Origin of the sequence: Gaiella occulta (genome assembly GCF_003351045.1) — a bacterium.
Taxonomy (GTDB): Bacteria; Actinomycetota; Thermoleophilia; order Gaiellales; family Gaiellaceae; genus Gaiella; species Gaiella occulta.
In genome coordinates this window covers 228,226-249,698 of sequence record NZ_QQZY01000004.1, presented here as the reverse complement: position 1 = coordinate 249,698, position 21,473 = coordinate 228,226, and the positions used below count along the sequence as shown (strand labels likewise).

Here is a 21,473-nt window from a genome sequence, read left to right as displayed (position 1 = left end):
ACGCCCGTGATCGGCTCGATGCGGGGCCGCCCGCCCGCGCGGACACCGCCGGCACCGTGGTGGCAGAGGACGAGGGCGCCGATCCCGGGGAAGACGGCGGGCCGCCCGGATCGTCCGGGCGGCCCGCCTGCCTGCATCGCGATCGCTCAGGCCGTGGCCGCGCCGACCCGCGCGACGACGCCGGCGAGCCGTCCGCGCACCTCGTCCGCGATCGGGTTCAGATCCCCGCGCCCGACGACCGAGAGCATCCGCTCGGCGTCGACCGCCGAGACGAGCGTCGACCCGTCCTGCTCGTAGACGACCACGTTGCAGGGCAGGAGGACGCCGATCTCCGGCTCCAGCTCGAGCGCCGCGTGGGCGAACGCCGGATTGCACGCACCCAGGATCAGGTAGCGCTCCATCTCGACCCCGAGCTTCTCGCGCAGGGTCGACTGCGCGTCGATCTCGGTGAGGACGCCGAATCCCTCGGACGCGAGCTCCTCGCGAACGCGCGCGACCGCGTCGTCGAACGCGAGCGCGGTCTTCGTCGTCAAGGCGTACGGTGCCGTGCTCATACCCGCTCCGGCGCCGGCCGAGCCGGCACCTCCGCTCGCTGCGCGTCTCTGTCGAGCCTGCGTCTCATGCTGCCTCCTCCAGTAGTCGCCGGCGTGCCTGCTCGGCCTTCTCCCGGTGGGCGACGGCGCCCCCGGGTTCGTCGAAGCGCCTGTCCAGGTAGTCGAGGATCGCGTCCTCGCCGATCAGCACGGCTCCGTCCTCCGCCACGAGCGCGGGGATGGTGACGCCGCCGGTCGCCTGGAAGAGCGCAGTCCGCTCGTCGCGCTCGACGGGCACCTGGAGCGCCGTGTAGGCGACGTCCAGCTCCGTGAGGCGCTGCCGCACCCTGTGGGACGATGGGCACCACTCCGTCTGGAAGAGACGGAGCATCGGAGTCTCAGCGGTGGGAAGAGCGGGCATGAGACGAGTATACACAACTCTGTGCTTGTAGATAATCGGAAGTTGTTACTAGCTGGCATAGCGGGATTGCCGCAGCCGCCTGCTTCCGATCGCGGCGGGGCGCCGGCGCGACGGAATTGCGTCCATGGGCCGCGGCGCTCCCGGCGCGATCGTGCGCAGCGAGCCGCTCGTCGTCTTCGATGCGGAAATGCGCGTCGTGCACATGAACAGGGCGGCGGAGAGCCTGCTCGGGCGGTCGGCGGCCGAAGCGGCCGGCAAGTCGTGCCAGCCCGTCCTGCACGGGCGCGACGCACGGGGCGTGCCCTCGGGATCGTCAGCTGATGCCGCTCAGGGCGAGCGCTCGAGCTCGAGCGCGCAGGAGTCGATGCAGAAGCGCTAGACGCCCGGCTCCTTCGCGTCGGTGCAGGCGCTAGAGGACGACGGTGGAGACGGCCACGTACTGCGCGGCCGCGGCGGCCACGACGAGGAGGTGGAAGATCTCGTGGAAGCCGAACGTCCTCGGGAACGGGTTCGGCCAGTGGAAGGCGTAGATCAGCGCGCCCACCGTGTAGAGGACGCCGCCGACGATCACGAGCACCGATCCCGTCACGCCGACCTCCGAGAACATCTGCGGGATCGTGATCACCCCGACCCAGCCGACCGCGCTGTAGACGAGCACGCTGACCCATTTCGGAGCGTCGAGCCAGACGAAGTTGAGCACGAGGCCGAGCGCGGCCCCCGCCCACACCGTCGCCAGCACGCCGAACCGCAGCGCCCCGTGGAAGGCGAGGAGCGCGAACGGCGTGTAGGTGCCGGCGATGAACACGAAGATCGTGGAGTGGTCGAGTCGCCGCGCCCACACGCGCCGGGCGGCCGACTTGAAGGGGTAGCGGTGGTAGAGCGCGCTGGCGCCGAACATGCTCGCGAGCGCGGTGACGTAGATCCATGCGGCGAGCCGCGCCAGCGAGCTGTCGGCGAGCGCGACGAGCGCGACGCCCGCGACGAGCGCGACGAAGAACGCCCAGAAGTGGAAGACACCGCGCAGCCGCGGCTTCTGGAGCGTGTCCATACGCCAATTGTGCCAGCGACGGCGGCCGCGGGAGTGACGCCCGTGCGCCGCCGAGCGCCGGCCGGATCGCCGAGGGGGACGTCGCGGACGGCGAGACGGCAGCGGCGCCCGTCAGCCGTCGCCCGTCCTCGACTCCGGCGGCGACGCTCCGGCCGCGAGATGCTCGAGGAACCATGCGCAGGCGAGGCGGGCGACCTCCTCCAGCGCGCCCGGCTCCGCGAAGAGATGCCCGGCCCCCGGCACGACGGCGAGCTCGCGCTCGCAGCGCAGGGCCGCGAGCGCGCCGCGGTTGAGCTCGAGCACCTGCGGGTCGCCGCCGCCGACGATGAGCAGCGTCGGCGCGCGCACCGCCGCCAGCGCCTCCGCCGCGAGGTCCGGGCGGCCGCCGCGGCAGACGACGGCTGCGACCTCGCCGGGAAGCTGCGCGGCGGCCGAGAGGGCGGCGGCAGCCCCGGTGCTCGCGCCGAAGTAGCCGAGCGCGAGGGAGGAAAGACGCGGCCGGGCTCGCGCCCAGCGCGTCGCGGCGGCGAGCCGTGCGCCGAGCAGAGGGATGTCGAAGACGTTCGCGCGGTCGCGCGTCTCCTCGACCGTGAGCAGGTCGAACAGCAGCGTCGCGAAGCCGGCGTTCCCGAGCGCAGCGGCGACCTCGACGTTGCGCGGACTGCGCCGGCTGCTGCCGCTTCCGTGCGCGAAGAGGACGATGCCCCGCGGCTGCTCGACGCGGCGCAGGTCGCCCGGCAGCCGGACACCGTCGGTCTCGACGACGACCTCCTCGACCTTCGCCTTGCCCGTGCGCTCGGCACTCGCGGCGAGCAGGGCGACGACCTCGTCGTCGTCCACCTGGGAGAAGTCGTCGTACCAGCGACCGACCCCGCCGAGCACGCGAGGCGCGATGACGCAGACGACGTCGGCGGCCTCCCGGCGCAGCCGCGCCATCGACGGCGCGGCGCACACGGGCACGGCGACGACGATCTTGCGCGCTCCGGCGCGATGGGCGGCACGGACGGCGACGAGATCGGTGAGCCCGGTCGCCACGCCGTCGTCGACGACGACGACGGTGCGCCCGGTCACGTCGAGCGGGGTGCGGCCTTCGCGGTAGCGCGCGACGCGCCGTCGCACCTCGATGCTCTCGCGGGCGATCAGCCGGTTCACCTGCGCGGCACCGAGGCCGAGAGGCGCGGCCGCATCCCAATCGACGACGCAGGTGCCATCCTCGGCGATGGCGCCGATCGCGTACTCGGGCTGGCGCGGCGCCCCGAGCTTTCGCACGACGAGGACGTCGAGCGGAGCCTCGAGGGCGGACGCCACCTCGAAGGCGACGGGGACGCCTCCGCGTACGAGCCCGAGCACCAGCGGCTGCTCGTCGCGGAGGTCTGTGAGCCGCTCGGCCAGCAGCCGCCCGGCTTCGCGCCGGTCGCGGAAGCGCGTCTTCGGGTCTCCGCTGATGGCCATGAAGTGGTTCTTCGTCGTCGAAGAAGCCCGTACGGAGACAAGGCTAACGGCACCCGCCGCCGCCGTCATCCGGACACACTGCTGAGTCGGCCACGGCGATCTCCGACGTCGCAGTAGAGTGGCCGTAATGAAGCGGTCGGCTGTGGCATCGCGTGCTCGCGCGGGCGCTCCGGGAGGAGACGCGTGAAGAAGGACACGCTGCGCGTCCTGCCGCTCGGTGGTCTCGGCGAGATCGGCAAGAACATGACGGTGCTCGAAGTCGACGGCCGCATGCTGATGGTGGATGCCGGTGTGCGCTTTCCGTCGCCGGAGATGCACGGCGTCGATCTCGTGTTGCCGGACTTCACCTACGTTCTGGAGCACGCCGATCGGCTCGACGGGATCTTCATCACGCACGGGCACGAGGACCATCTCGGCGCGCTGCCGTTCGTGCTGCGGGAGCTCGACAGGGAAGCGCCGCCGGTGTTCGGCCGCCGTCTGACGATGGCGATGGCGAGGTCGAAGCTCGACGAGCATCGGCTGCGCGACGTCGAGCTCAACGCGCTCGAGCCCGGTGAAGTCGTGACGGTGGGGCCGTTCGTGGTGGAGCTGATCCACCTGACGCACTCGATTCCGGATGCGGCGGGGGTGCTCGTGACGACGCCGCCCGGTCGTGTGCTGATCACCGGCGACTACCGCTTCGACCAGAGCCCGGTCGACGGCCGGCCGGCCGACTTCGACCGGCTCGCGCGGCTCGGCAGCGAGGGGCTGCTGCTGCTGTGCGGTGATTCGACGAACGCCGACCGGGATGGGTTCGCGCCGTCGGAGTCGGCCGTCGGGCCGGCGCTGTTCGACGTGTTCGCCCGCTGCGAGGGGCGCATCGTCGTCACGAGCTTCGCGTCGAACATCCATCGCGTCGCGCAGGTCGTGCGTGCCGCCGACGAGCTCGGCCGCAAGGTCGCGCTCGTCGGCCGTTCGATGGTGAAGAACGTGAAGATCGGCCGCTCGCTCGGCCACATCACGATTCCCGACGGCACGCTGATCCAGCCGAGGCAGATCGGTGACTTTCCCGACGACGAGCTCGTGATCATCTCGACGGGCTCGCAGGGAGAGCCGCTGTCGGCGCTGCGGCGCATGGCCTACGGCGAGCACCAGCAGGTGAGCCTGCGGGCCGGCGACACGGTCGTGTTCTCGGCGACGTCGGTGCCCGGCAACGAGCGCGCCGTGAACGAGACGATCGACCGCCTCTACCAGCTCGGCTGCGACGTCGTCACCGCCGCGCAGGCGCCGGTGCACACCTCCGGGCACGGCTACCGCGAAGAGCTGAAGCTGATGCTCAACCTGACTCGTCCCCGCTACCTGATGCCGTTCCACGGCGACTTCAAACGCATCCACCTGCACGCGCTCCTGGCCGAGTCGGTCGGCATCACCCCCGACCGCGTGTTCAGGGGCGAGAACGGCAGGCCGCTCGAGATCGACGCCGAGGGAGCGCGCTTCGCCGAGCCGGTGCAGGCCGGGATGATGTTCGTCGACGGGCTCGGCGTCGGCGACCCCGAAGACGCCGCGCTGCACGACCGGCGTGCGCTGTCGCGCGACGGGATCGTGTTCGTCGTCGCGATCGCCGCACAGGAAAGCGACGACGAGCCCGTCGCCGCGCCCGAGGTGATCCTGCGCGGCGTCCCCGCCGCCGGCGGCGTCGACACCCTCACCGAACAGCTCCGCGGCGCCGTGCAGAAAACCCTCGCGCGCGCCGCCCGCGAGCACATCCACGACCCGCAACACCTGCAGGAGATCGTCCACGACGACCTCGCAGCGCTCGTCTACACGCTCACCAAACGCCGCCCGATGATCATCCCCGTCATCGTGGAGATCTGAGTGGGCGCCGGACGGTGCGAAGCGGGCCGTCGGCCCGCGCCGGCGGCACGCCGTTCGACTGCATCGCGCGGATCGCAGACATCGCCGCAAGAGGGGAACCACGGTGTCGAGGACGGTGCGGGCCGCGCTCATCCAGGCCCACGCGAACCTGTCCAAGCAGGAGTCGCCGACCTCGACCTGGCGCTGATCGACGAGGTGCGCACGACCTGGCAGCTCTATCGCGACCGGCGGCCCGAGACGCACGGCAAGCTGACCGAGATGCATCCCTAGAGCGGCGAGAGACGGCGCCGATGAGCATCAGGCAGGAAACCAGGCGGCGCCTGATGCTGTTCTGCGGCCGCTCCGCGCCGGCTCTCTCACTGCAGATCGCGGCGAGCCTCGGGGTCGAGCTCGGCGCGGTCGACAGGGAGGAGTTCGCGAACGGAGACAGGGCGTGCCGCTACGAGGAGTCGGTGCGGGGCGCCGACGTCTTCATCGTGCAGACGGCCGCCCCGCCGCTCGACGCGCATCTCGTCGAGCTGCTCGTGATGGTCAACGCCGCAAGGCTCGCCTCGGCGAAGCGGGTCACCGCGGTGATCCCCCGCTTCTTCTACGCCGGCCACGACCGCAAGTCGCGCCCGCGCGAGCCGATCACCGCGCGCCTCGTGGCCGCGATGATCGAGCGCGCGGGCGCTGCCAGGGTGCTGACGATGGACCTTCACGCGGGCCAGGTACCAGGGTTCTTCTCGATCCCGGTCGACCACATGACGGCGCTGCCGCTGCTCGCCGAGCACTTCCGCGAGCGCTGCGCGGCCGAGGACGCGGTCGTGGTGTCGCCCGACACCGGCCGCACGAAGCTCGCGGGGCGCTTCGCCGCGATGATCGACGCCCCGCTCGTCGTGCTCAACCGCGACAGCCGCTCCGCCCGCGCCAGGGGCACGCCCGCCGTGATCGGATCGGTCGCCGGGAAGGCGGCCATCCTCGTCGACGACATCATCGACAGCGGCGCGACCCTCGTCTCCGGCGCCGCCGCGCTGCGGGACGCCGGCGCCGCCCGCGTGCTCGCCTGCGCGACGCACGGCGTCTTCAGCGGCGACGCCGCCGCCCGTCTCGCCGGGAGCGCGATCGAGACGGTCGTGATCACCGACACCGTCCCGCTCGCCGGCGGGCGAGACGCCGCAAACGTCGAGGTGCTGACCGCGTCCGGGATCCTCGCCGACACGATCGCGAATGTGTTCAGCGACACATCCGTCTCGGCGATCTTTGCCGGTGCCAACGAGCTCTTCTAGCATCTTCCGAGGTCATGGCTGTGGGTGCGTATCGGCGGAATCGACAGCAGGAGCTTGCATCTTCGGCGCCCGGCGCGTGCGTCGGAGCTGTTTTCGCCGCGAGCGCGCTCCGCGAACGACGCGCATGCCGGCGCCACGCGCGATGCAGAGGAGCACGTGCGCGTCGCCGTGGTCGAGGCCCACGAGCAGCAGCGTGTCGATGCGGGAGTCCATGGACGTGACGACCGCGAGGCGGCGCCGGGGCGTTCGAGGGAGGTCGCGCACAGCCATGCCTGCGCCGGAGCGCGCGCTCGCCCGGAGGGCGTCTCGGCGGCGCAGCCTCATCGCTCGACCGTGACGCCGGCCTTCTCGCGCTGGGCGCCGGCGAGCGGGGGCGAGGACGGCGGCCGGCCGCGCGGCGGCCATGCGAGCGAGGCCGCGACCGCCGCCGCGAGCGTCACGACCACGACCACGAGCGAGAGCCAGTGCGGCAGCTGGACGACATCGGAGAGGATCATCTTGACGCCGACGAAGACGAGGATCGTCGCGAGGCCCACGTTCAGGTAGACGAAGCGACCGAGCATCCCCACGAGCACGAAGTAGAGAGCCGAGAGCCCGAGCAGGGAGAAGGCGTTCGCCGCGAAGACGATGAAGGTGTCTCGCGTCACCGCGAAGATCGCCGGGATCGAGTCGACGGCGAAGACGACATCGAAGGTGGCGACGAGGACGAGCGCCGCCAGCATCGGCGTCGCCAGGCGGCGGCCGTGCTCCCGCACGGTCAGGCGGTCGCCGCGGTAGTCGTCGGTCATCGGCAGCGCGCGCCGCATCAGCCGCAGCACGGGGTTCCGCTCGGGATGGATCTCGACCCCTCGCTGCCGGGCCATCCGAATCCCGGTCAGGACGAGGAAGCCTCCGAAGACGTAGACGGTCGCGTGGAAGGCGTCGAGAAGCGCGGCTCCGCCGAGGATGAAGACGCCGCGCAGCACGAGCGCTCCGGCGATGCCCCAGAAGAGAACGCGCCGCTGCAAGGCGGGCGGGACGGCGAAGTAGGAGAAGACGAGCGCGAAGACGAACAGGTTGTCGACCGAGAGGCTCTTCTCGATCAGGAAGCCGGCCAGGTACTCGCTGGTCGCCTGGCTCCCGCGCCAGACGAGGAGCGGAAGGGCGAACCCAAGCCCGAGCGCCGTCCAGCCGACGCTCCACACCGCCGCTCGCCGGAGCGGGATCTCCCGTCCCCCGCGCCCGAAGGCAGCGAGGTCGACGAGGAACATCGCCACCACGAAGGCGCCGAAGACGACCCATCCCCACCAGCTCACCGCCATGCTCGCTCCCTTCGTCGATCGAGAACCGGTCTGACGAAGGTCTCTCCCGCCCGCTTGGGCCGGCGCCACCGGGCCAGAAGGCCGAGCTGACGGTGGCGCCCGTTGGGGGATACTGCCCCTCGGCTTGCCCTGCTACCCGCCTGTCGAAACTCCCGCCGTGTCAAGGCCACGCGCCACGAGAACCGAGCAGCGCGCCCGGTGCGCAACCCGCTCGCTGACGCTTCCGAACGCCCGCCAGCCGTGCAGGCCGCGGCTGCCCACGACAACCAGGTCGGCCGTCCGCGACCGATCCACGATCGCCTCCACCGGCGGTCGCGGGTCGAACTCGGCTTCCGGGTACAGCTCGGAGACGACGCCGCTGTCGACCTGCTTCCCGCCGAGCCCCGTCACCGCCCGAACCTCGCCGCTGAAGCGAGCTTCGAGCTCCTGCGCGACCGCGGCCGCGACAGCCGCCGGCGGCGAGCCGTCGACTCCCACCACGATCCGCCGCGGCGGCCCGCCGCCCGACGGCTGCCGACGCGCGACGAGGACCGAGCAGGGAGCGTCGCACAGCACCGCCGTCCCCACGCTGCCGAAGACAAGGCCCGCGGCCCGTCGGTGCTCATGCGTTCCGAGAGCCACAAGCGTCGCCCGCTCACGCTCGATCTGGCCGAGCAGCGCAAGATACGGCCGCCCCTTGACAATGCGGTAGCTCGTCGGCTGCACGAGTGCCACCGCGCGCTGAAGCGCGTCCTCGCAGCCGCCCCAGATCCGATCGGCAACGCGCACTGCCGCCCACCCCGCCCGCGCGGCCAGAGCGACCTCGGCGACAGCGACGAGCACGAGTACGCCGCCGGGTGCTCGCAGCCGAGCCGCCTGAAGCGCAGCCTCGAGGCTCTCGGGCGTCTCGTCGATTCCGCAGACGATGCGCTCGCACACGGAGCTCGACAGCCCCCGAGCCTGGAACGGTGCGGTTGCTATCACGATTCATAAAGTATGAATAATTTTGCATGATGTCAATTTCCTACTTTATGGCTCGGATGCGCGCAGCGCTCGCTCGGCGAGTGTCCGAGAACGATCTCTCTCAGAGATGTCCCAGGACGTGCTGCCCGCCGGGGTTGACGGTTCAGGCTGCGACGTTTTGCAGGTCTTCCCGGGTCCGGCATACCTCGAGGGGCGTCCGGTGGTCGAGCCCGCCGTGCGGCCGGTGGTGGTAGCGGTCGACGTCGCCGCCGATCCCGCGTCTGGCGTCGTCGAGGGTCTCGTATTCGTCCCGCCACACCTCTTTCTCGTTGGGTTTCCCGAACCAGCTTTCGATGAAGGCTTGCGACTCGGGGTCGCGGTAGCCGCCGCGACGATGCCGGATCCCGAGCTGCTCGCCGAGTTTCTCTCGGAAGCTCGTTGCAGCCGCTTGCAGTGGCCCCACCCGCCGTCCCTCTTCAGGGGATAGGGGGTTCTTCGACCGCCCACCCCTCACCGGCGCCCGTCGGGCTCGGGCCGCCAGAAGCCGGAATCAGGGTCGCTCGAATCCAAGCGGAATCGAATCGTCGGCAGCCTGCTTGTAGAGCGGCGTCAGAGCGCGGCGGTCAGGCCGCCGTCGACGACGAAAGCAATGCCGGAGACGTACGACGCGTCGTTCGAGGCGAGGAACGCGATCGCGGCGGCGATCTCGGAGGGATCGGACTGGCGGCCTGCGGGCACCGTCCTGTCGATCAGTTGCTCGACGTCCTCCTCGGTGACCCCTTCGAGCAGCGGGTCGTTGAACCCCGTCTGCACCCAGCCCGGACAGACGCAATTGATGCGGACACCGGCGCGCATGAAGTCGGTCGAGAGATTGCGCGTCAGGTTCACGACAGCGCCCTTCGAGGCGTTGTAGGCCACGAGGTTGCCAACCCCGTAGAGGCCTCCCGTGGATGCGACGTTGACGATCGCGCCGTCACCCCGCTCGATCATGCCCGGTAGGAACGCACGCGCCATCAGCAGCAACCCGTCGACGTTGACCGAGAAGGTGCGGCGCCAGTCCTCCAGCGCCACGGTCAGCGCGGTGCCGGTGAGGAGGACGCCCGCGTTGTTGACCAGCACGTCCACCGGCCCGAGATCGGCGCCGACGCGGCCGGCGAAGTCGTCGACGGCCTGCTCGTCGCTGACATCGAGAACGTAGGGGTGGGCGTCGATCCCGTCGGCGGCCAGGCGTGCGATCGCCGCCGTTGGATCCTTGACGTCGGCGAGTGCGACCGTGGCACCCTCCGCGCCCAAGCGCCTTGCCGTCGCCTCACCGATGCCGTGGCCGCCACCGGTGACGACCGCCACGTTCCCTTCGAACCGGCTCATCGCCGTGCCCTCTCGTTCGACGGGTGACGTCCGGCTTCGAAACGCGGCAGCTCGCTATTCACGCGGCTCCTCGATCGAGCGCAGGCACGGCGTCTCGTTCGCTTACCACGGTGCGATCGCATTTCGCGGATCGCGCGGGATCAAGACGAGAGACACCAGGGTTCTCCCGTCATCCGCATCACAGCCGAGATCGCACGCCACATCCATTGGCGGCGAGCGTAGCAATGAGAGTGAACAGTGTCTACTCAGACCGAACGTCCGTCGGGCGCTCGCGACCGGCCAACCGGGGCGCGACGACGGGTACGGTTGCGCGACTGGTCGGAGGCTACGGGAGAGAGCCCCCGTGCAGCTCCCGCCGACGGGCTTCGGCTTCAGGGTTGTAGGCGACGATCCAGATCAGCCTGCATTCTTCGGTCGAGTTGTTGACGACGCGATGAGGCGCGTCCGAGTCGAAGGCGATGTAGTCGCCCTCCGAGAGGACCTCGCTCCCGTTGGCGAACTCGACGGTCGCAGTGCCGGTGAGGACGATCGCGTAGTCGCGGCCCGAGTGCCGGGCGAGCGCGGGACGCGACGCCCCACCCGAGGGAAGCAGGAGCTCGGCGACCTCGAGGTAGGGGTCGTCGACGTGCATCAGGTACTCGCGGCGGCAACGTCGATCGTCGATCACCCGCCGCTCTTCTTTCCGGACGACGTTCGACTCCCCCGCCTTCGCCTCGTCGTCACGCTCGAGGAGCTCGCCCGGGCGAACGCCCAGCGCCTCCGCGATCGCGACGAGGGAGACGAGCGACGGGCTCGCCGTCCCGCGCTCGATGCCGCTGAGCAAGCTCGGGCTGATCTGTGCCGCCGCCGCCACCGTGCGGGCGCTGAGCCCGCGCTCGCCGCGAATCGTGCGAACGCGGCGGCCGACCGTTTCGGTCACGACCCTCGGTGACTGCCTCGCCGACCCGGCCCGCGCCTGCTCGGTTTCAGGTTCGCGCGTTTCCTCGGACAATGGTCTCAGCCTTTCCTTGACGACGGAAGTCATATCACCGCCAGTGGATTGAGAGGGCTGGCGGTGCCGCCCACGATCGGAAGCGGTGCCGCCACGAACATAAACTCGTAGATGCTTCGCTGCGCGAGGTCGTCGAGCGCGAGCCCCTCGAAGATGGGCATCCCGCAGTCGCGGAGGAGCAGCTCGTGAACGGGGAAGACGAATTCGTCGAAACCCGATGGAAGCACCTCGAGCGCGAAGTTGTCGGAGCCGACGGCAGCGATGTCCTGCTCGGCGAGCCAGCATGCCGTATCGAGGTTCGGGCCGGGCTCGCGGGCGAACGTCGACTCCGATGCCGCGCATGCCGACCACCACCCCGTCCGGATCAGGACGATGTCCGCCGGGTGCAGTTCGAGCTTCGCGAGCTCGAGGCACCGCTCGAGATCCTCGACACGGACTGCGTGATCGACGGGAAGCACGTCGGCCCCGAGCGCGGTCGCCACGTCGAGCAGGATCCCCCGGCCGACGATCGGCCCGAGCGTCTCCGCGCCGCAGCGATGCGCACCGGTGCTTGTCACGGTCTCACGCGAGAAGCCGTTGTAGAGCTCCTCGCCGTGCCAGACATGTGCGAGCGCATCGACGTGCGTCGCGGTGTGCAGCGCGAGGAGCATCGAATCGTCGCTGAACTGCGCGCGTGGCGGGGGGTCGCCGGAGCGCAGGTAGTCACCGCCGTCGCGGTGCATGAAGTGGGCCGGTGCCGGGCGCCGGGGAGGCGTGGGCGTCTTCCGGTCGAGCTCCTGCGCGAGCGGCAGAGCTTCACCCAGGCGGACGAGGCTTGCTGCCGCCGTGATTTCCGCGGGGCCGAGCAGGTTGAGCGTTCCACGCTCATCGTCTCCGCCCCAGCGGCCCCAGTTGCGGCGGGCGAGCTCCTGCTTCCTCGTGAGTGCGGCTGAGATCTCCACGACGGTCTCCGTTCTCACACGGCTCTCAGCACGACCCGGCCTGTCGCCGTCGCATGCTCTGCGAACGCGTGCGCCTCTGCGGCCTGCTCGAGGGGAAATGTACGGGCAATCACCGGAGCGAGCCGACCCGAGGAGACGAGCTCGACCGCCTCTGCCAGCTCGGCGGGCGTCGCGTGCGACGACCCGAGGACGCTGAGCTCCTTCAGGATCACCAGTCCGAGCCCCAGATCCGCCGCCGACGGGTCGACGTTCCCGACGACCGCTACCCGGCCCCCTGAGCGGACGGATCGGAGCGTGGCGGCGATGGTCGGCGTGCCGACGCACTCGATCGCGACATCGACCCCGTCGGGCGCCCAGGCGCGCACCGCCCGGTGGAAGGCACCGTCCGGTGCCACGACGACCTCCGCGGCACCGGCCGCGCGGACGTCGTCCTCGACCTCGGCGCTGCGGATCACCGCGATCACGGCGGCGCCGAACAACCGTGCGAGCACGACGGCGTGGATCCCGACGCCGCCGTTCGCCCCGGTGACGAGCACCGTCTCGCCTGCCGTGAGCCCGGCGCGGTGGAGCGCGTGGAGGCCTGTCGCGACGCCGCAGGGGAGCGTCGCGGCAGTCTGGGTGCTCAAGCCGACCGGAAGGTGAACGGCGTTCGACGCCCGTGCGATGACGTACTCCGCGTATCCGCCCGCGACGTCCTCCCCGTAGAAGCCACCGCCCCGTGTACACAGGTTCGGCTCGCCGCGAGTACACGCGGCGCAGTTGCCGCATGCGAGCCGCTGGTTCAGCACGACCGGATCGCCGGGCGCGAACCCTGCTCGCCCAGGGCGAGCTGCTCACGAGGAATGCTGAGCGACGAAACGCACGGGACGTACATCCGCGCTGGCGTGTGTTCGTCGCCGAGGGCGGCAGGTGCTGGGCGCGATACGGTTCTGCAATGACGTCGGACAGGCTGCGCTTCGGCCTGATGACCCTCCCCCGGTCGCTGGAGGAAACCCGCACGATCGCGCGGGAGACCGACGCGGCAGGCTGGGACTGGCTCGGCATTGCAGACTCACCCGTCGTCTACGACGACTCGTATCTCCACCAGGCGGAGGCGCTCCGAACCACGAGCCGCCTCCGCGTTGGGCCACTCGTCTCCCACGTCGTCGTCCGCCACCCGCTCGTCGTCGGCAATCTGCTGGCCACGCTGGCCGACTTTGGCGGCGGACGGACGATCGGCACGCTCGCGACCGGCAACAGCGCCGCACGAGGCCTCGGCCTCGCCCCTGCCACCGTCGACGAGCTCCGACAGGCCGTGGCGGCGATCCGGGGCTACTGGGCCGGCGAGGGCGGATCGTTTCGCACGAGCACCATCCCTGCCTCAGGTCGTGTTCGAACCGGGTGCCCGCTGATCCTGGCAGCTGACGGCCCAAGGGCAGCCGAGCTGGCGGGAGAGGTCGGCGACGGAATGCTGTACGGAGGAACGCTCGACCCGTCCGTGCTCGACCGACGCGTGGCAGCCGGCAAGCGACGTGCCGGCCAGACCTTCTGGGCCGCACCCGCGGTCTCGCTGGCAAACACCGTCGACGGTGTGCTCGCAGACATGGGCGAGATGCTCGTCGCACAGGCCAACCGCGCGCTGCGCGGGACCGACCTGACCGAACGCGGAGTTCCCGCCCGCCTGCAGCGGGAGGTCGAAGAGCTCTGGCGCAGGTACGACTACGCCTTCCACGCCGACAGCAGCCGCTCGGGCAATGCTGCTCTGATGTCGGAAGAACTCGCGAGCTACCTGGTCGAGCACTTCGTCCTCTGGGGCGACCTCGACGCGTGGCGCAGGCGTCTTGGGGACCTACGTGCACGCGGCTGCGACGGTGTCCTGTTCATTCTCGGACAGGCGACGCAGACCGACGTCGTCCGCAGCGTTACCGCGAGGCTGCAGGAGCTCGGTGAGCTGCCGACCGTCGCGCGAGTGGCTGAGACCGCATGAGCACCTACGCAGAGATCCCGTCCCGGCGACAACCGACCCCGCACGCGGCGGCCGCAACGACGGCGACCAAAGCAACAGAGACTACAACTGACGAAATCTCGTTTTGCAGGCATTTTGCATGGGCCGTGCTGGATTCGAACCAGCGACCTTGGGATTAAAAGTCCCCTGCTCTACCAGCTGAGCTAACGGCCCTACGGCTCCGGAGTGTACGGACCGCCAGGACGTCGCTACGGCTGTTCGAGGTATGCGCACGGGCGGGCGTCGAGCGGCAGCGGCGAGGCGCTCACGCGCGCAACCACGAGCTCGCCCTCCGCACCCGGCACCTCCACGCGCGCACCGACGATCGGGGGCGGGCCCTCGACCCCGACGAGGCGGTAGCCGTCGTCGGTGGGCGCGAATGCGAGGAACGACACCGCCGTCGCAAAGCGCTCCACGTCGTCGCGCGCCTCGATGCGCTCGTCCGCCTCGACGACGGCGGCGCCGAGCCGCTCGATCGAGCGGCGCAGCGCGTTGCCGGCCTCGACGTAGGCCGACTCGCTCTCGGCGAGCCGCGCCCCGAGCGAGGCGAGTCCCTTGCGCAGCGCGCGCTCCGTGACGCGCACCTGCTCGTCGGCCTGCCGTAGCTGCGCGTCGAGGCGGCGCTCGATCTCCGTTGCGGCGCAGCGCAGCTGCTCGCGGTCGTCGGCCGCGAGCGACTCCTCGATCCGCTCCAGCCGCCATCCGACCGAGGCCGCCACGCGCTCGATCTCGAGCCGCAGCGCCTCGCGCCCCTCGACCGCCGCGGCGTCGCGCTCCTCGGCCCGCGCGGCGATCCGCGCAAGCTCCTCCCGCAGCGCACGCTCTGCCTCTGCGGCGCCGGAAGCGGCACGCACGGCGACGTCGTCCAGGCGCGCGACGAGCTCCGCGGCGGCGATCTGCGCCGACTCGAGGTCGTCCGCGCGCAGGTCGTGCAGCGCGTCCACGCGTGCCGCGAGCGACTCGTGCGCCTCCCGTGCCGCCTTCACGTCGAGGCGGCGCAGGCCCAGCATCTCGTCCACCCGCATCGCCAGCGAACCGACCTCGGCCTGCAGAGCCTCGATCTTCCGGTTCTGGGCCGCGGTCTCCTCGTGCAGCCGCGCTTCGCGCGCGGCGAGCGCCTCCTCCAGCGAGGCGCGGTCGACGAACGTCTCCGTCCGCTGCTCGAGGCCGCCGATACGTGCGTCGAGAGCATCGAGCGAGGAGATCCCGGCCTCGACGCCGTCGATGCGCCGGTGCAGCGCATCGGCCGCGACAGACACCTGCTCGCCGATCGCTTCGCGCGCGGCATCGAGCGACCCGAGCGCGCGCTGCAGCTCCTCCGTCGCCTCGGCGGCTCCGGCGAGCGCCTGCAGGCGGCCCGCGAGCTCCTCCACGCGCTCCCAGAGCGCGTCGTCGCGCGTCGGTCGCGAGGCGATCTCGTCGACGAGACCTCGCAGCTCGGCCAGCTCCTCGTCTCGGGGCGCCCGCTCGCGCAGCTCCTCGACGCGCTGGAGCAGCGCCTGCGCGAGCGACGCCTGCTCGCCTGCCGCCACCTCCGCCACGCGCCTGATCTCCTCGCGCACCGCGGAGAGCGGCGCCGCCGAGGCAACGTGCTCCTCGAGCTCCTCCACCCGCCCGGCAAGCTCCTCAACCCGCTCCGCCGGAACGAGCGCGGCAACCTCGCCCACACGCGCAGCCTGCGCCGCCACCTCCGCCAGCGCGCCACGCAACTCGTCGACGACCTCGACGCTCGGCACCCGGGACGCCAGCTCGTCGACACGCGCGCGCAACGCCGCAACCCCGGCGCGGATGTCGTCGAACGGCTCCGGAGCGGCAACGCGGGCGGCGAGCTCGTCCAGGCGGGCGCGAAGCTCGTCGATGTCGGCATGTCCGGCGACGAGAAGGTGCAGCTCGCCGAGACGCGACTCGAGGCCGGCGAGCGCTTTCGCAGCCGGCACCTCGCCGAGCCTGCGCTCCAGGGCCTCGATCCGGGCCGCCGGCTCCTCGACGCGAGCACGCAGCTCCTCGACGGCACCGGCAAGCGAGCCGAGAACGGCCTCTTCGCCGCGAGCCGCCGCCAGACGCTGCTCCATCTCGCCGAGCGCGGCACGCAACTCGGAAGCGGTGCGCTCGAGGTCGTCCCGCCACGGGGAGGCCGTCGCAGCGCGCTCGACGACACGGAGGCGCTCATCGAGCGTCACGAAAGCGGCGGCGACGTCCTCGGCCGGCGCCGGGGCCGGGGCCGCCTGGTCGGGCTGCGTGACGGGGCTTCCGTTCTGCCACGGCCGCGGCGCGGCCGGCGCAGGGGGACGGAGCTTCTGCAAGGCCGACCACTGCTCGGCGAGCGCGCTCGCGAGATCGAGCCGCGTGAGCGCGCCCCGCTCGACGAGGATCTCGCCGAGCCGGTCGCCGCTCGTGTGCTGCACGTCGAGCGCGGCCTGCAGCTCCTCGCGGGAGACGAAGCCGCGCTCCAGGAAGATCTCGCCGATCGGCTTGCGCGGCAGCGGCTGCTCCGGATCACCCGCCGGCTGCGGCGAAGGGTCGCCCGGCGGCGCTGCCGCGGCCGCGTCGGCCGCCTTCTCCGTGCGCTCGAGCTCCGCCCACTGCTCGGCGAGGACGCTCGCGAGCTCGAGCCGCGAGACGCCGAACCGGGCGACGATGATCTCGCCGAGCCGCTCGCCGGTCTCGTCCTGCAGCTGCAGGGCGCGCTCGAGCTGCTCGGCCGTGACGAGGCCCTTCTCGACGAAGATGGCGCCGATCAGGCGCGAGGACAGCGAGGACGAGGCTTCCATTCCATCCGTCTATCGGCAGACACTCGTTCGAGGTATAGAGCAGATCGGCAGAGGCTCCGATGGGCGGCGCGAGCTCGCCCGACGACGGCGTCGGGCCTCAGCGGTCCTGCAGCGCATCGAGCGCGACGGCGAACGCGAGCAGCAGCCGGCGGTCGATTCCGGCGGCGCCGGGATCGAGCTCGAGCACGTAGCGATCCCGGAACTGGCCGAGAACGCGGTTGTAGCGGCCGATCTCCTCGCCGTCCCGGTGCAGCACGAAGCCGAACGGGAGCCACTGCAGCAGCGCGAGCAGGCCGTCCCCGACGAGCCCCGCCGCCCGCCGGACGATCGCCACCGTCAAGCTCTTCTCCTGCGCCTCGCACAGAGGGCCCGCGTCGCCGGGGCCGGACACACGCCAGTGGCTGCGCAGGAGCGACTTGCCGAAGCTCTTCTCGAGCAGCCCGATCGAGCTGCCGTCGGCGGCGAGCACGTCGTGCCGCCCGGCGAACTCGAACACCGACTTCGACTTGATCATGAAGAGATGCTCGTCGCGCTCGGGGTCGAGGCGGAAGCGGATGTCCTCCTTGATCTTCATCTTCTTCTGCTTCACGAACAGGAGCGGCTCGCCCTCGTCGCTCGACCCGCTCGCGGGAACGCTGATCCGGTACTCGTTCGCGATCGGCCTGAACAGCTGCTGGATGACGAATCGATCGGATGACTCGATCGCCGCGAGGACGTCCTCGGGCGAGCGTGTGGCAGACACGGGCATGTGCCCATGATCGCACGCGCGCGGACGCGGCGCTGCGGCGGCTTCGAGGCCCTACGCTCCCGCCCAGCGCACGAGCGCGTCCACCACGGCCTGCAGCCGGCGCCCCGCCGGCGTCAGGCGGTACTCGACCCGCGGCGGGCGCGCATCGATCACGACACGCTCGAGCACGCCGGCGCGCTCGAGCTCGACGAGCCGCTGGGCGAGCGTGCGCGGCGGGATCTCACCCACCGCCTGCTTGAACTCGTTGAACCGCGACGCTCCCTCGTAGGAGGCCCACAGGATCGACACCGTCCAGCGCCCCTCGAGGAGGCCCGCCGCCTGGCGGACCCCCTCGGGGACGGGGGCGCAATGCCTACAGCGCGACATCGACCGGCTTGGCCGCAGGCTCGAGCGCCACGTCGAGCACCTCGCTCAGCGACATCACCGGGTGGAAGGCCATCTCGTCCCGCACGTGCTGCGGTACGTCGTCGAGGTCGGCGCGGTTGCGCTCCGGGATCACCACGTCCGTCAGCCCGGCCGCGTGCGCGGCGAGCACCTTCTGCTTGAGGCCGCCGATCGGCAGCACCCGCCCCTGCAGCGTCACCTCGCCGGTCATGCCGACCGTGTGCCGCACCGGGCGCCCGGTCAGGAGCGAGGCGAGGGCGGTGGCCATCGTGATCCCTGCGCTCGGCCCGTCCTTCGGGATCGCTCCCGCCGGCACGTGCAGGTGGAACGAGCGGTTCTCGAACAGGTCGTCCTCGAGCCCGTACTCGCCTGCCCTGGCGCGCACGGCCGACAGGGCGATCTGGGCGGACTCCTTCATGACGTCGCCGAGCTGGCCGGTGAGCACGAGCTTCTCGCCGCCGGGCACGCTCGTCGCCTCGACGAAGAGCACGTCGCCGCCGCTGCCCGTGACGGCAAGCCCCGTCGCCACGCCGGGCACCGCCGTCCGCTCCGCCGCCTCGCGGAAGAACTTCTGGCGCCCGAGCGCGTCACGCACGGCCTCGAGGTCGATGGTCACCGGAGTCGTCGCCTCACCGGAGGCGATCCGCGTCGCCGTCTTGCGCAGCACCGTGCCGAGCTCGCGCTCGAGCTGGCGGACGCCGGCCTCGCGCGTGTACTCGGAGATCACGATCTCGAGCACCTCGTCGGCCACCTCCACCTCGTCCTCGCGCAGCCCGTTGCGCTCGCGCTGCCGCGGCCACAGGTACCCCTTTGCGATCGCCACCTTCTCGTCGGTGGTGTATCCGTCGAAGCGGATCACCTCCATGCGGTCGAGCAGCGGCCCCGGAATCGTCTCCGCCTGGTTCGCCGTCGCGATGAAGACGACCTCGGACAGGTCGAGCTCCACGTCGAGGTAGTGATCGCGGAAGGTCGAGTTCTGCGCCGGGTCGAGCACCTCGAGCAGCGCCGCCGACGGATCGCCGCGCCAGTCGGCCCCGACCTTGTCGACCTCGTCGAGCAGGATCACCGGGTTCATCGTCTTCGCGTCGCGCAGGGCGCGCACGAGCCGGCCCGGGAGGGCGCCGATGTAGGTGCGGCGGTGCCCGCGGATCTCCGCCTCGTCGCGGATGCCGCCGAGCGACATACGCACGAACTCGCGGTTGAGCGAGCGGGCGATCGACTCGCCGATCGACGTCTTGCCCGTGCCCGGAGGCCCGATCAGCGTCAGGATCGCGCCCGACTTCCTGTCCGGCTCGATGCCCCGCTCCTGCCGCAGCTTGCGCACGGCGATGTACTCGACGATGCGCTCCTTCACATCCTCGAGGCCGGCGTGGTCGGCGTCGAGCACCTCGCGGGTCGCCTGCGGGTCGAGCCGCTCCTCCGAGCGGACCCCCCACGGCACCGCCAGCAGCCAGTCGAGGTAGCTGCGGATCGTCTGCGCCTCCGGCGAGCTCTCCCCCATGCGCTCGAAGCGGGAGAGCTCGCGCTCCGCCTGCTCGCGCACGTGGTCGGGCATCGCCGACTCGGCGATCTTCGCACGGAACTCGTCGACGACGGACGTCTCGTCCTCGCCGAGCTCCTTGCGGATCGACTCGAGCTGCTTGCGCAGGATGTACTCGCGCTGCTGCTTCTCCATCCCCGTGTTGACGTCCTCGCGGATGCGCTGGCGCAGCTGCATCAGCGTCAGGCGCTCGCGCTGCAGCTGCAGCGACAGCTCGAGTCGCTCGACCACGTCGACCGCCTCGAGGATCTGCACCTTCTGCGCGAAGGTGAGATCGGGCGAGTAGCCAGAGGTGTCGGCGAGCGCGCCCGGCTCGCTGATGGAACGCACGAAGGCGGCGATGCGGCCGTCGTCGCCCCGCAGCTCCAGGATCTCCTCGACGACGGCGCGGTACTGCGTCTCGAGCTCCCGGATCGCCTCCGTGCTCTCGCTCTCGTCCGGCCGCTCGTCCACCTCCACGAAGAGGCGTCCCCGTGCATCGGTCTCGGCAGCGCCGGCGATGCCCCGGTGCAGACCGTTCAGCGCCACGGCGAGCCCGCCGCCGGGCAGGCGCACACGGTCCGTCACCTCCGCGACGGTGCCGACCTTCGCATACTCGCCCTCGTGCTTGGGCACGAGCAGCACGCGCTCCTCGTCGCCGACGTCGACGGTCAGGGTGACGCTCATGTTCGGGAAGACGACGATGTCGTCGAGAGGGACGAGCAGCAGCTTGCTCACGCTGGTTCACGCTCCTTGCGAATGCGGTGACGGATGATCACCGGGTACTAGCTACAAAAAATATACCTGAAGGTCGGCCACGGAAGCGGCGCAGCGCGGCGGCGGGGGAGCGGTGATCACCGGCGCACCGTAGCCTTGGGCCGATGCCGATTCTCGCGCACGTCGACCTCGATGCCTTCTTCGCCGCGGTCGAGGAGCTTGAGGACCCGTCGCTGCGCGCGCGGCCGCTCGTGGTGGGCGGCGACCCGCAGGGTCGCGGCGTGGTGGCGACGGCGAACTACGTCGCGCGCCGCTTCGGGATCCGGTCGGCGATGAGCTCTGCCGAGGCGCTCCGGCGCTGCCCCGAGGTCGTGTTCCTGCGCCCGCGCCATGCCGTCTACCGGCAGTACTCGGAGGCCGTGTGGACGGCGATCCGCGAGGTGGTGCCGCGGGTCGAGCAGGTCGGGATCGACGAGGGGTACCTCGATCTCGGCACCGTCGTGTCCGAGTTCACGGCCGCGCGGAAGGTCGCCCAGGCGGTGCAGACGTCGGTGCGGGCTGCCACCTCGCTCTCGTGCTCGCTCGGCGTCTCGACCTCGAAGGTCGTGTGCAAGGTCGCGTCCGACCGGCGCAAGCCCGGCGGCATCACGGTCGTGCCGCCCGGGAGGGAAGCGCGCTTCCTCGCCCCGTTCCCGGTGCGCACGCTGCCGGGCGTCGGCCCGCGCGCGGAGGAGCGGCTCGCCGCCGCGGGAGTGAAGACGATCGGGGATCTCGCCGCTCTGACCGACGTGGAGCTGCGCGCCGTGCTGCCCGGAGCGGTGGGCATGCTCCTGCGCGACCGCGCGCTCGGCGTCGACCCGCGCGACCTCGAGCTCGAGGCCGAGCGCATCTCCCTCTCGGTCGAGGAGACGTTCGAGCGCGACATCGCCGAACGGTCGCTGCTGCACGCCGAGCTGCGGCGCCTGGCCGAGGAGCTGGCGGCGCGGATGCGGCGCTCGGGCGTGTCGGGACGGACGGTGACGGCGAAGTTGCGCTACGCGGACTTCTCGATCCGCTCGCGCTCGACGACGCTACCGGCGCCGATCGACGAGGCCGACCGGATCGCCGAGCTCGCCTGCGGCCTCCTCGACCGCGGCCTGCGCGACCGGCCGGGAGCGCTACGGCTCGTGGGAGTGGGCGTGTCCGGCCTCTCCGAGCACCGCCAGCTCGCGTTCGAGCCCTAGGAAGCCGT

At 71.3% G+C, this 21,473-nt stretch carries 20 protein-coding genes, 1 tRNA gene and 1 pseudogene; 5 read left to right on the top strand and 17 right to left on the bottom strand.

Going from position 1 to position 21,473, the window contains the following annotated elements; genetic code table 11:
- Nucleotides 1–146: 146 nt before the first annotated feature.
- Complete coding sequence (locus Gocc_RS10165; RefSeq protein WP_114796445.1) at nucleotides 147–554, bottom strand: DUF302 domain-containing protein; 408 nt, start codon at nucleotides 552–554, stop codon at nucleotides 147–149.
- Nucleotides 555–618: 64 nt separating this feature from the next.
- Nucleotides 619–954, bottom strand: a complete 336-nt coding sequence (locus Gocc_RS10160; protein ID WP_114796444.1) for a glutathione S-transferase N-terminal domain-containing protein — start codon at nucleotides 952–954, stop codon at nucleotides 619–621.
- A gap of 124 nt (nucleotides 955–1,078) precedes the next feature.
- On the opposite strand from Gocc_RS10160, the gene Gocc_RS10155 reads away from it, so the two are divergent.
- The gene (locus tag Gocc_RS10155) at nucleotides 1,079–1,333 is read left to right on the top strand and encodes a PAS domain-containing protein (RefSeq protein WP_114796443.1); all 255 of its coding nucleotides are present in this window, start codon (nucleotides 1,079–1,081) and stop codon (nucleotides 1,331–1,333) included.
- Between the two features lie 30 nt (nucleotides 1,334–1,363).
- Here Gocc_RS10155 and trhA read toward each other — a convergent pair whose 3' ends face one another.
- Both trhA and Gocc_RS10145 read right to left on the bottom strand, forming a co-directional pair.
- The gene (gene trhA, locus Gocc_RS10150; RefSeq protein WP_114796442.1) at nucleotides 1,364–2,002 is read right to left on the bottom strand and encodes a PAQR family membrane homeostasis protein TrhA; all 639 of its coding nucleotides are present in this window, start codon (nucleotides 2,000–2,002) and stop codon (nucleotides 1,364–1,366) included.
- 111 nt (nucleotides 2,003–2,113) lie between these two features.
- Nucleotides 2,114–3,454 carry a phosphoribosyltransferase family protein gene (locus tag Gocc_RS10145; protein ID WP_114796441.1) on the bottom strand — a complete coding sequence of 447 codons (1,341 nt, stop codon included), beginning with the start codon at nucleotides 3,452–3,454 and terminating at the stop codon, nucleotides 2,114–2,116.
- A 183-nt stretch (nucleotides 3,455–3,637) separates the two neighbouring features.
- On the opposite strand from Gocc_RS10145, the gene Gocc_RS10140 reads away from it, so the two are divergent.
- Both Gocc_RS10140 and Gocc_RS10130 read left to right on the top strand, forming a co-directional pair.
- Nucleotides 3,638–5,308 carry a ribonuclease J gene (locus Gocc_RS10140; protein WP_114796440.1) on the top strand — a complete coding sequence of 557 codons (1,671 nt, stop codon included), beginning with the start codon at nucleotides 3,638–3,640 and terminating at the stop codon, nucleotides 5,306–5,308.
- Between the two features lie 290 nt (nucleotides 5,309–5,598).
- Complete coding sequence (locus tag Gocc_RS10130) at nucleotides 5,599–6,576, top strand: ribose-phosphate diphosphokinase (RefSeq protein WP_220150562.1); 978 nt, start codon at nucleotides 5,599–5,601, stop codon at nucleotides 6,574–6,576.
- 320 nt (nucleotides 6,577–6,896) lie between these two features.
- Here Gocc_RS10130 and Gocc_RS10120 read toward each other — a convergent pair whose 3' ends face one another.
- The 8 genes and pseudogenes from Gocc_RS10120 to Gocc_RS17115 all read right to left on the bottom strand — a co-directional run.
- The gene (locus tag Gocc_RS10120) at nucleotides 6,897–7,877 is read right to left on the bottom strand and encodes a TerC family protein (RefSeq protein WP_114796436.1); all 981 of its coding nucleotides are present in this window, start codon (nucleotides 7,875–7,877) and stop codon (nucleotides 6,897–6,899) included.
- Between the two features lie 132 nt (nucleotides 7,878–8,009).
- A complete protein-coding gene (locus tag Gocc_RS16940; RefSeq protein WP_114796435.1) occupies nucleotides 8,010–8,840 on the bottom strand; it encodes a universal stress protein in 831 nt (276 codons plus the stop codon).
- A gap of 142 nt (nucleotides 8,841–8,982) precedes the next feature.
- Entirely contained in the window at nucleotides 8,983–9,333 is a 351-nt protein-coding gene (locus Gocc_RS10110; protein WP_181813559.1) for an integrase core domain-containing protein, read from the bottom strand.
- Nucleotides 9,334–9,428: 95 nt separating this feature from the next.
- Entirely contained in the window at nucleotides 9,429–10,187 is a 759-nt protein-coding gene (locus tag Gocc_RS10105; RefSeq protein WP_114796433.1) for an SDR family NAD(P)-dependent oxidoreductase, read from the bottom strand.
- A 325-nt stretch (nucleotides 10,188–10,512) separates the two neighbouring features.
- Complete coding sequence (locus Gocc_RS10100; protein ID WP_181813558.1) at nucleotides 10,513–11,106, bottom strand: helix-turn-helix domain-containing protein; 594 nt, start codon at nucleotides 11,104–11,106, stop codon at nucleotides 10,513–10,515.
- A gap of 101 nt (nucleotides 11,107–11,207) precedes the next feature.
- Entirely contained in the window at nucleotides 11,208–12,119 is a 912-nt protein-coding gene (locus Gocc_RS10095; protein WP_147281255.1) for a cyclase family protein, read from the bottom strand.
- A gap of 14 nt (nucleotides 12,120–12,133) precedes the next feature.
- The gene (locus tag Gocc_RS10090; protein ID WP_245904907.1) at nucleotides 12,134–12,745 is read right to left on the bottom strand and encodes a zinc-binding dehydrogenase; all 612 of its coding nucleotides are present in this window, start codon (nucleotides 12,743–12,745) and stop codon (nucleotides 12,134–12,136) included.
- 18 nt (nucleotides 12,746–12,763) lie between these two features.
- Nucleotides 12,764–12,931: pseudogene (locus Gocc_RS17115) on the bottom strand (alcohol dehydrogenase catalytic domain-containing protein); the annotation flags it as partial.
- Between the two features lie 122 nt (nucleotides 12,932–13,053).
- On the opposite strand from Gocc_RS17115, the gene Gocc_RS10085 reads away from it, so the two are divergent.
- The gene (locus tag Gocc_RS10085) at nucleotides 13,054–14,085 is read left to right on the top strand and encodes an LLM class flavin-dependent oxidoreductase (RefSeq protein ID WP_220150561.1); all 1,032 of its coding nucleotides are present in this window, start codon (nucleotides 13,054–13,056) and stop codon (nucleotides 14,083–14,085) included.
- 119 nt (nucleotides 14,086–14,204) lie between these two features.
- Here the strand turns inward: Gocc_RS10085 and Gocc_RS10080 are convergent.
- From Gocc_RS10080 to lon, 5 genes are all read right to left on the bottom strand, one after another.
- Nucleotides 14,205–14,277: transfer RNA gene (locus Gocc_RS10080), tRNA-Lys, on the bottom strand.
- A 35-nt stretch (nucleotides 14,278–14,312) separates the two neighbouring features.
- Nucleotides 14,313–16,874, bottom strand: a complete 2,562-nt coding sequence (locus Gocc_RS10075; protein WP_114796429.1) for a cyclic di-GMP-binding domain-containing protein, MshE-related — start codon at nucleotides 16,872–16,874, stop codon at nucleotides 14,313–14,315.
- A gap of 97 nt (nucleotides 16,875–16,971) precedes the next feature.
- On the bottom strand, nucleotides 16,972–17,622 hold the full coding sequence (locus tag Gocc_RS10070) for an LURP-one-related family protein (protein ID WP_114796428.1): 651 nt from the start codon (nucleotides 17,620–17,622) through the stop codon (nucleotides 16,972–16,974).
- A 51-nt stretch (nucleotides 17,623–17,673) separates the two neighbouring features.
- Nucleotides 17,674–17,988, bottom strand: a complete 315-nt coding sequence (locus Gocc_RS10065; protein WP_114796427.1) for a winged helix-turn-helix transcriptional regulator — start codon at nucleotides 17,986–17,988, stop codon at nucleotides 17,674–17,676.
- Complete coding sequence (lon, locus tag Gocc_RS10060; protein ID WP_114796426.1) at nucleotides 17,975–20,263, bottom strand: endopeptidase La; 2,289 nt, start codon at nucleotides 20,261–20,263, stop codon at nucleotides 17,975–17,977. The genes Gocc_RS10065 and lon overlap by 14 nt, the downstream gene beginning before the upstream one ends.
- A 143-nt stretch (nucleotides 20,264–20,406) precedes the next feature.
- Between lon and dinB the strand changes: the two genes are divergently transcribed.
- Complete coding sequence (dinB, locus tag Gocc_RS10055) at nucleotides 20,407–21,465, top strand: DNA polymerase IV (protein WP_114796425.1); 1,059 nt, start codon at nucleotides 20,407–20,409, stop codon at nucleotides 21,463–21,465.
- The last annotated feature ends 8 nt before the right edge of the window (nucleotides 21,466–21,473 follow it).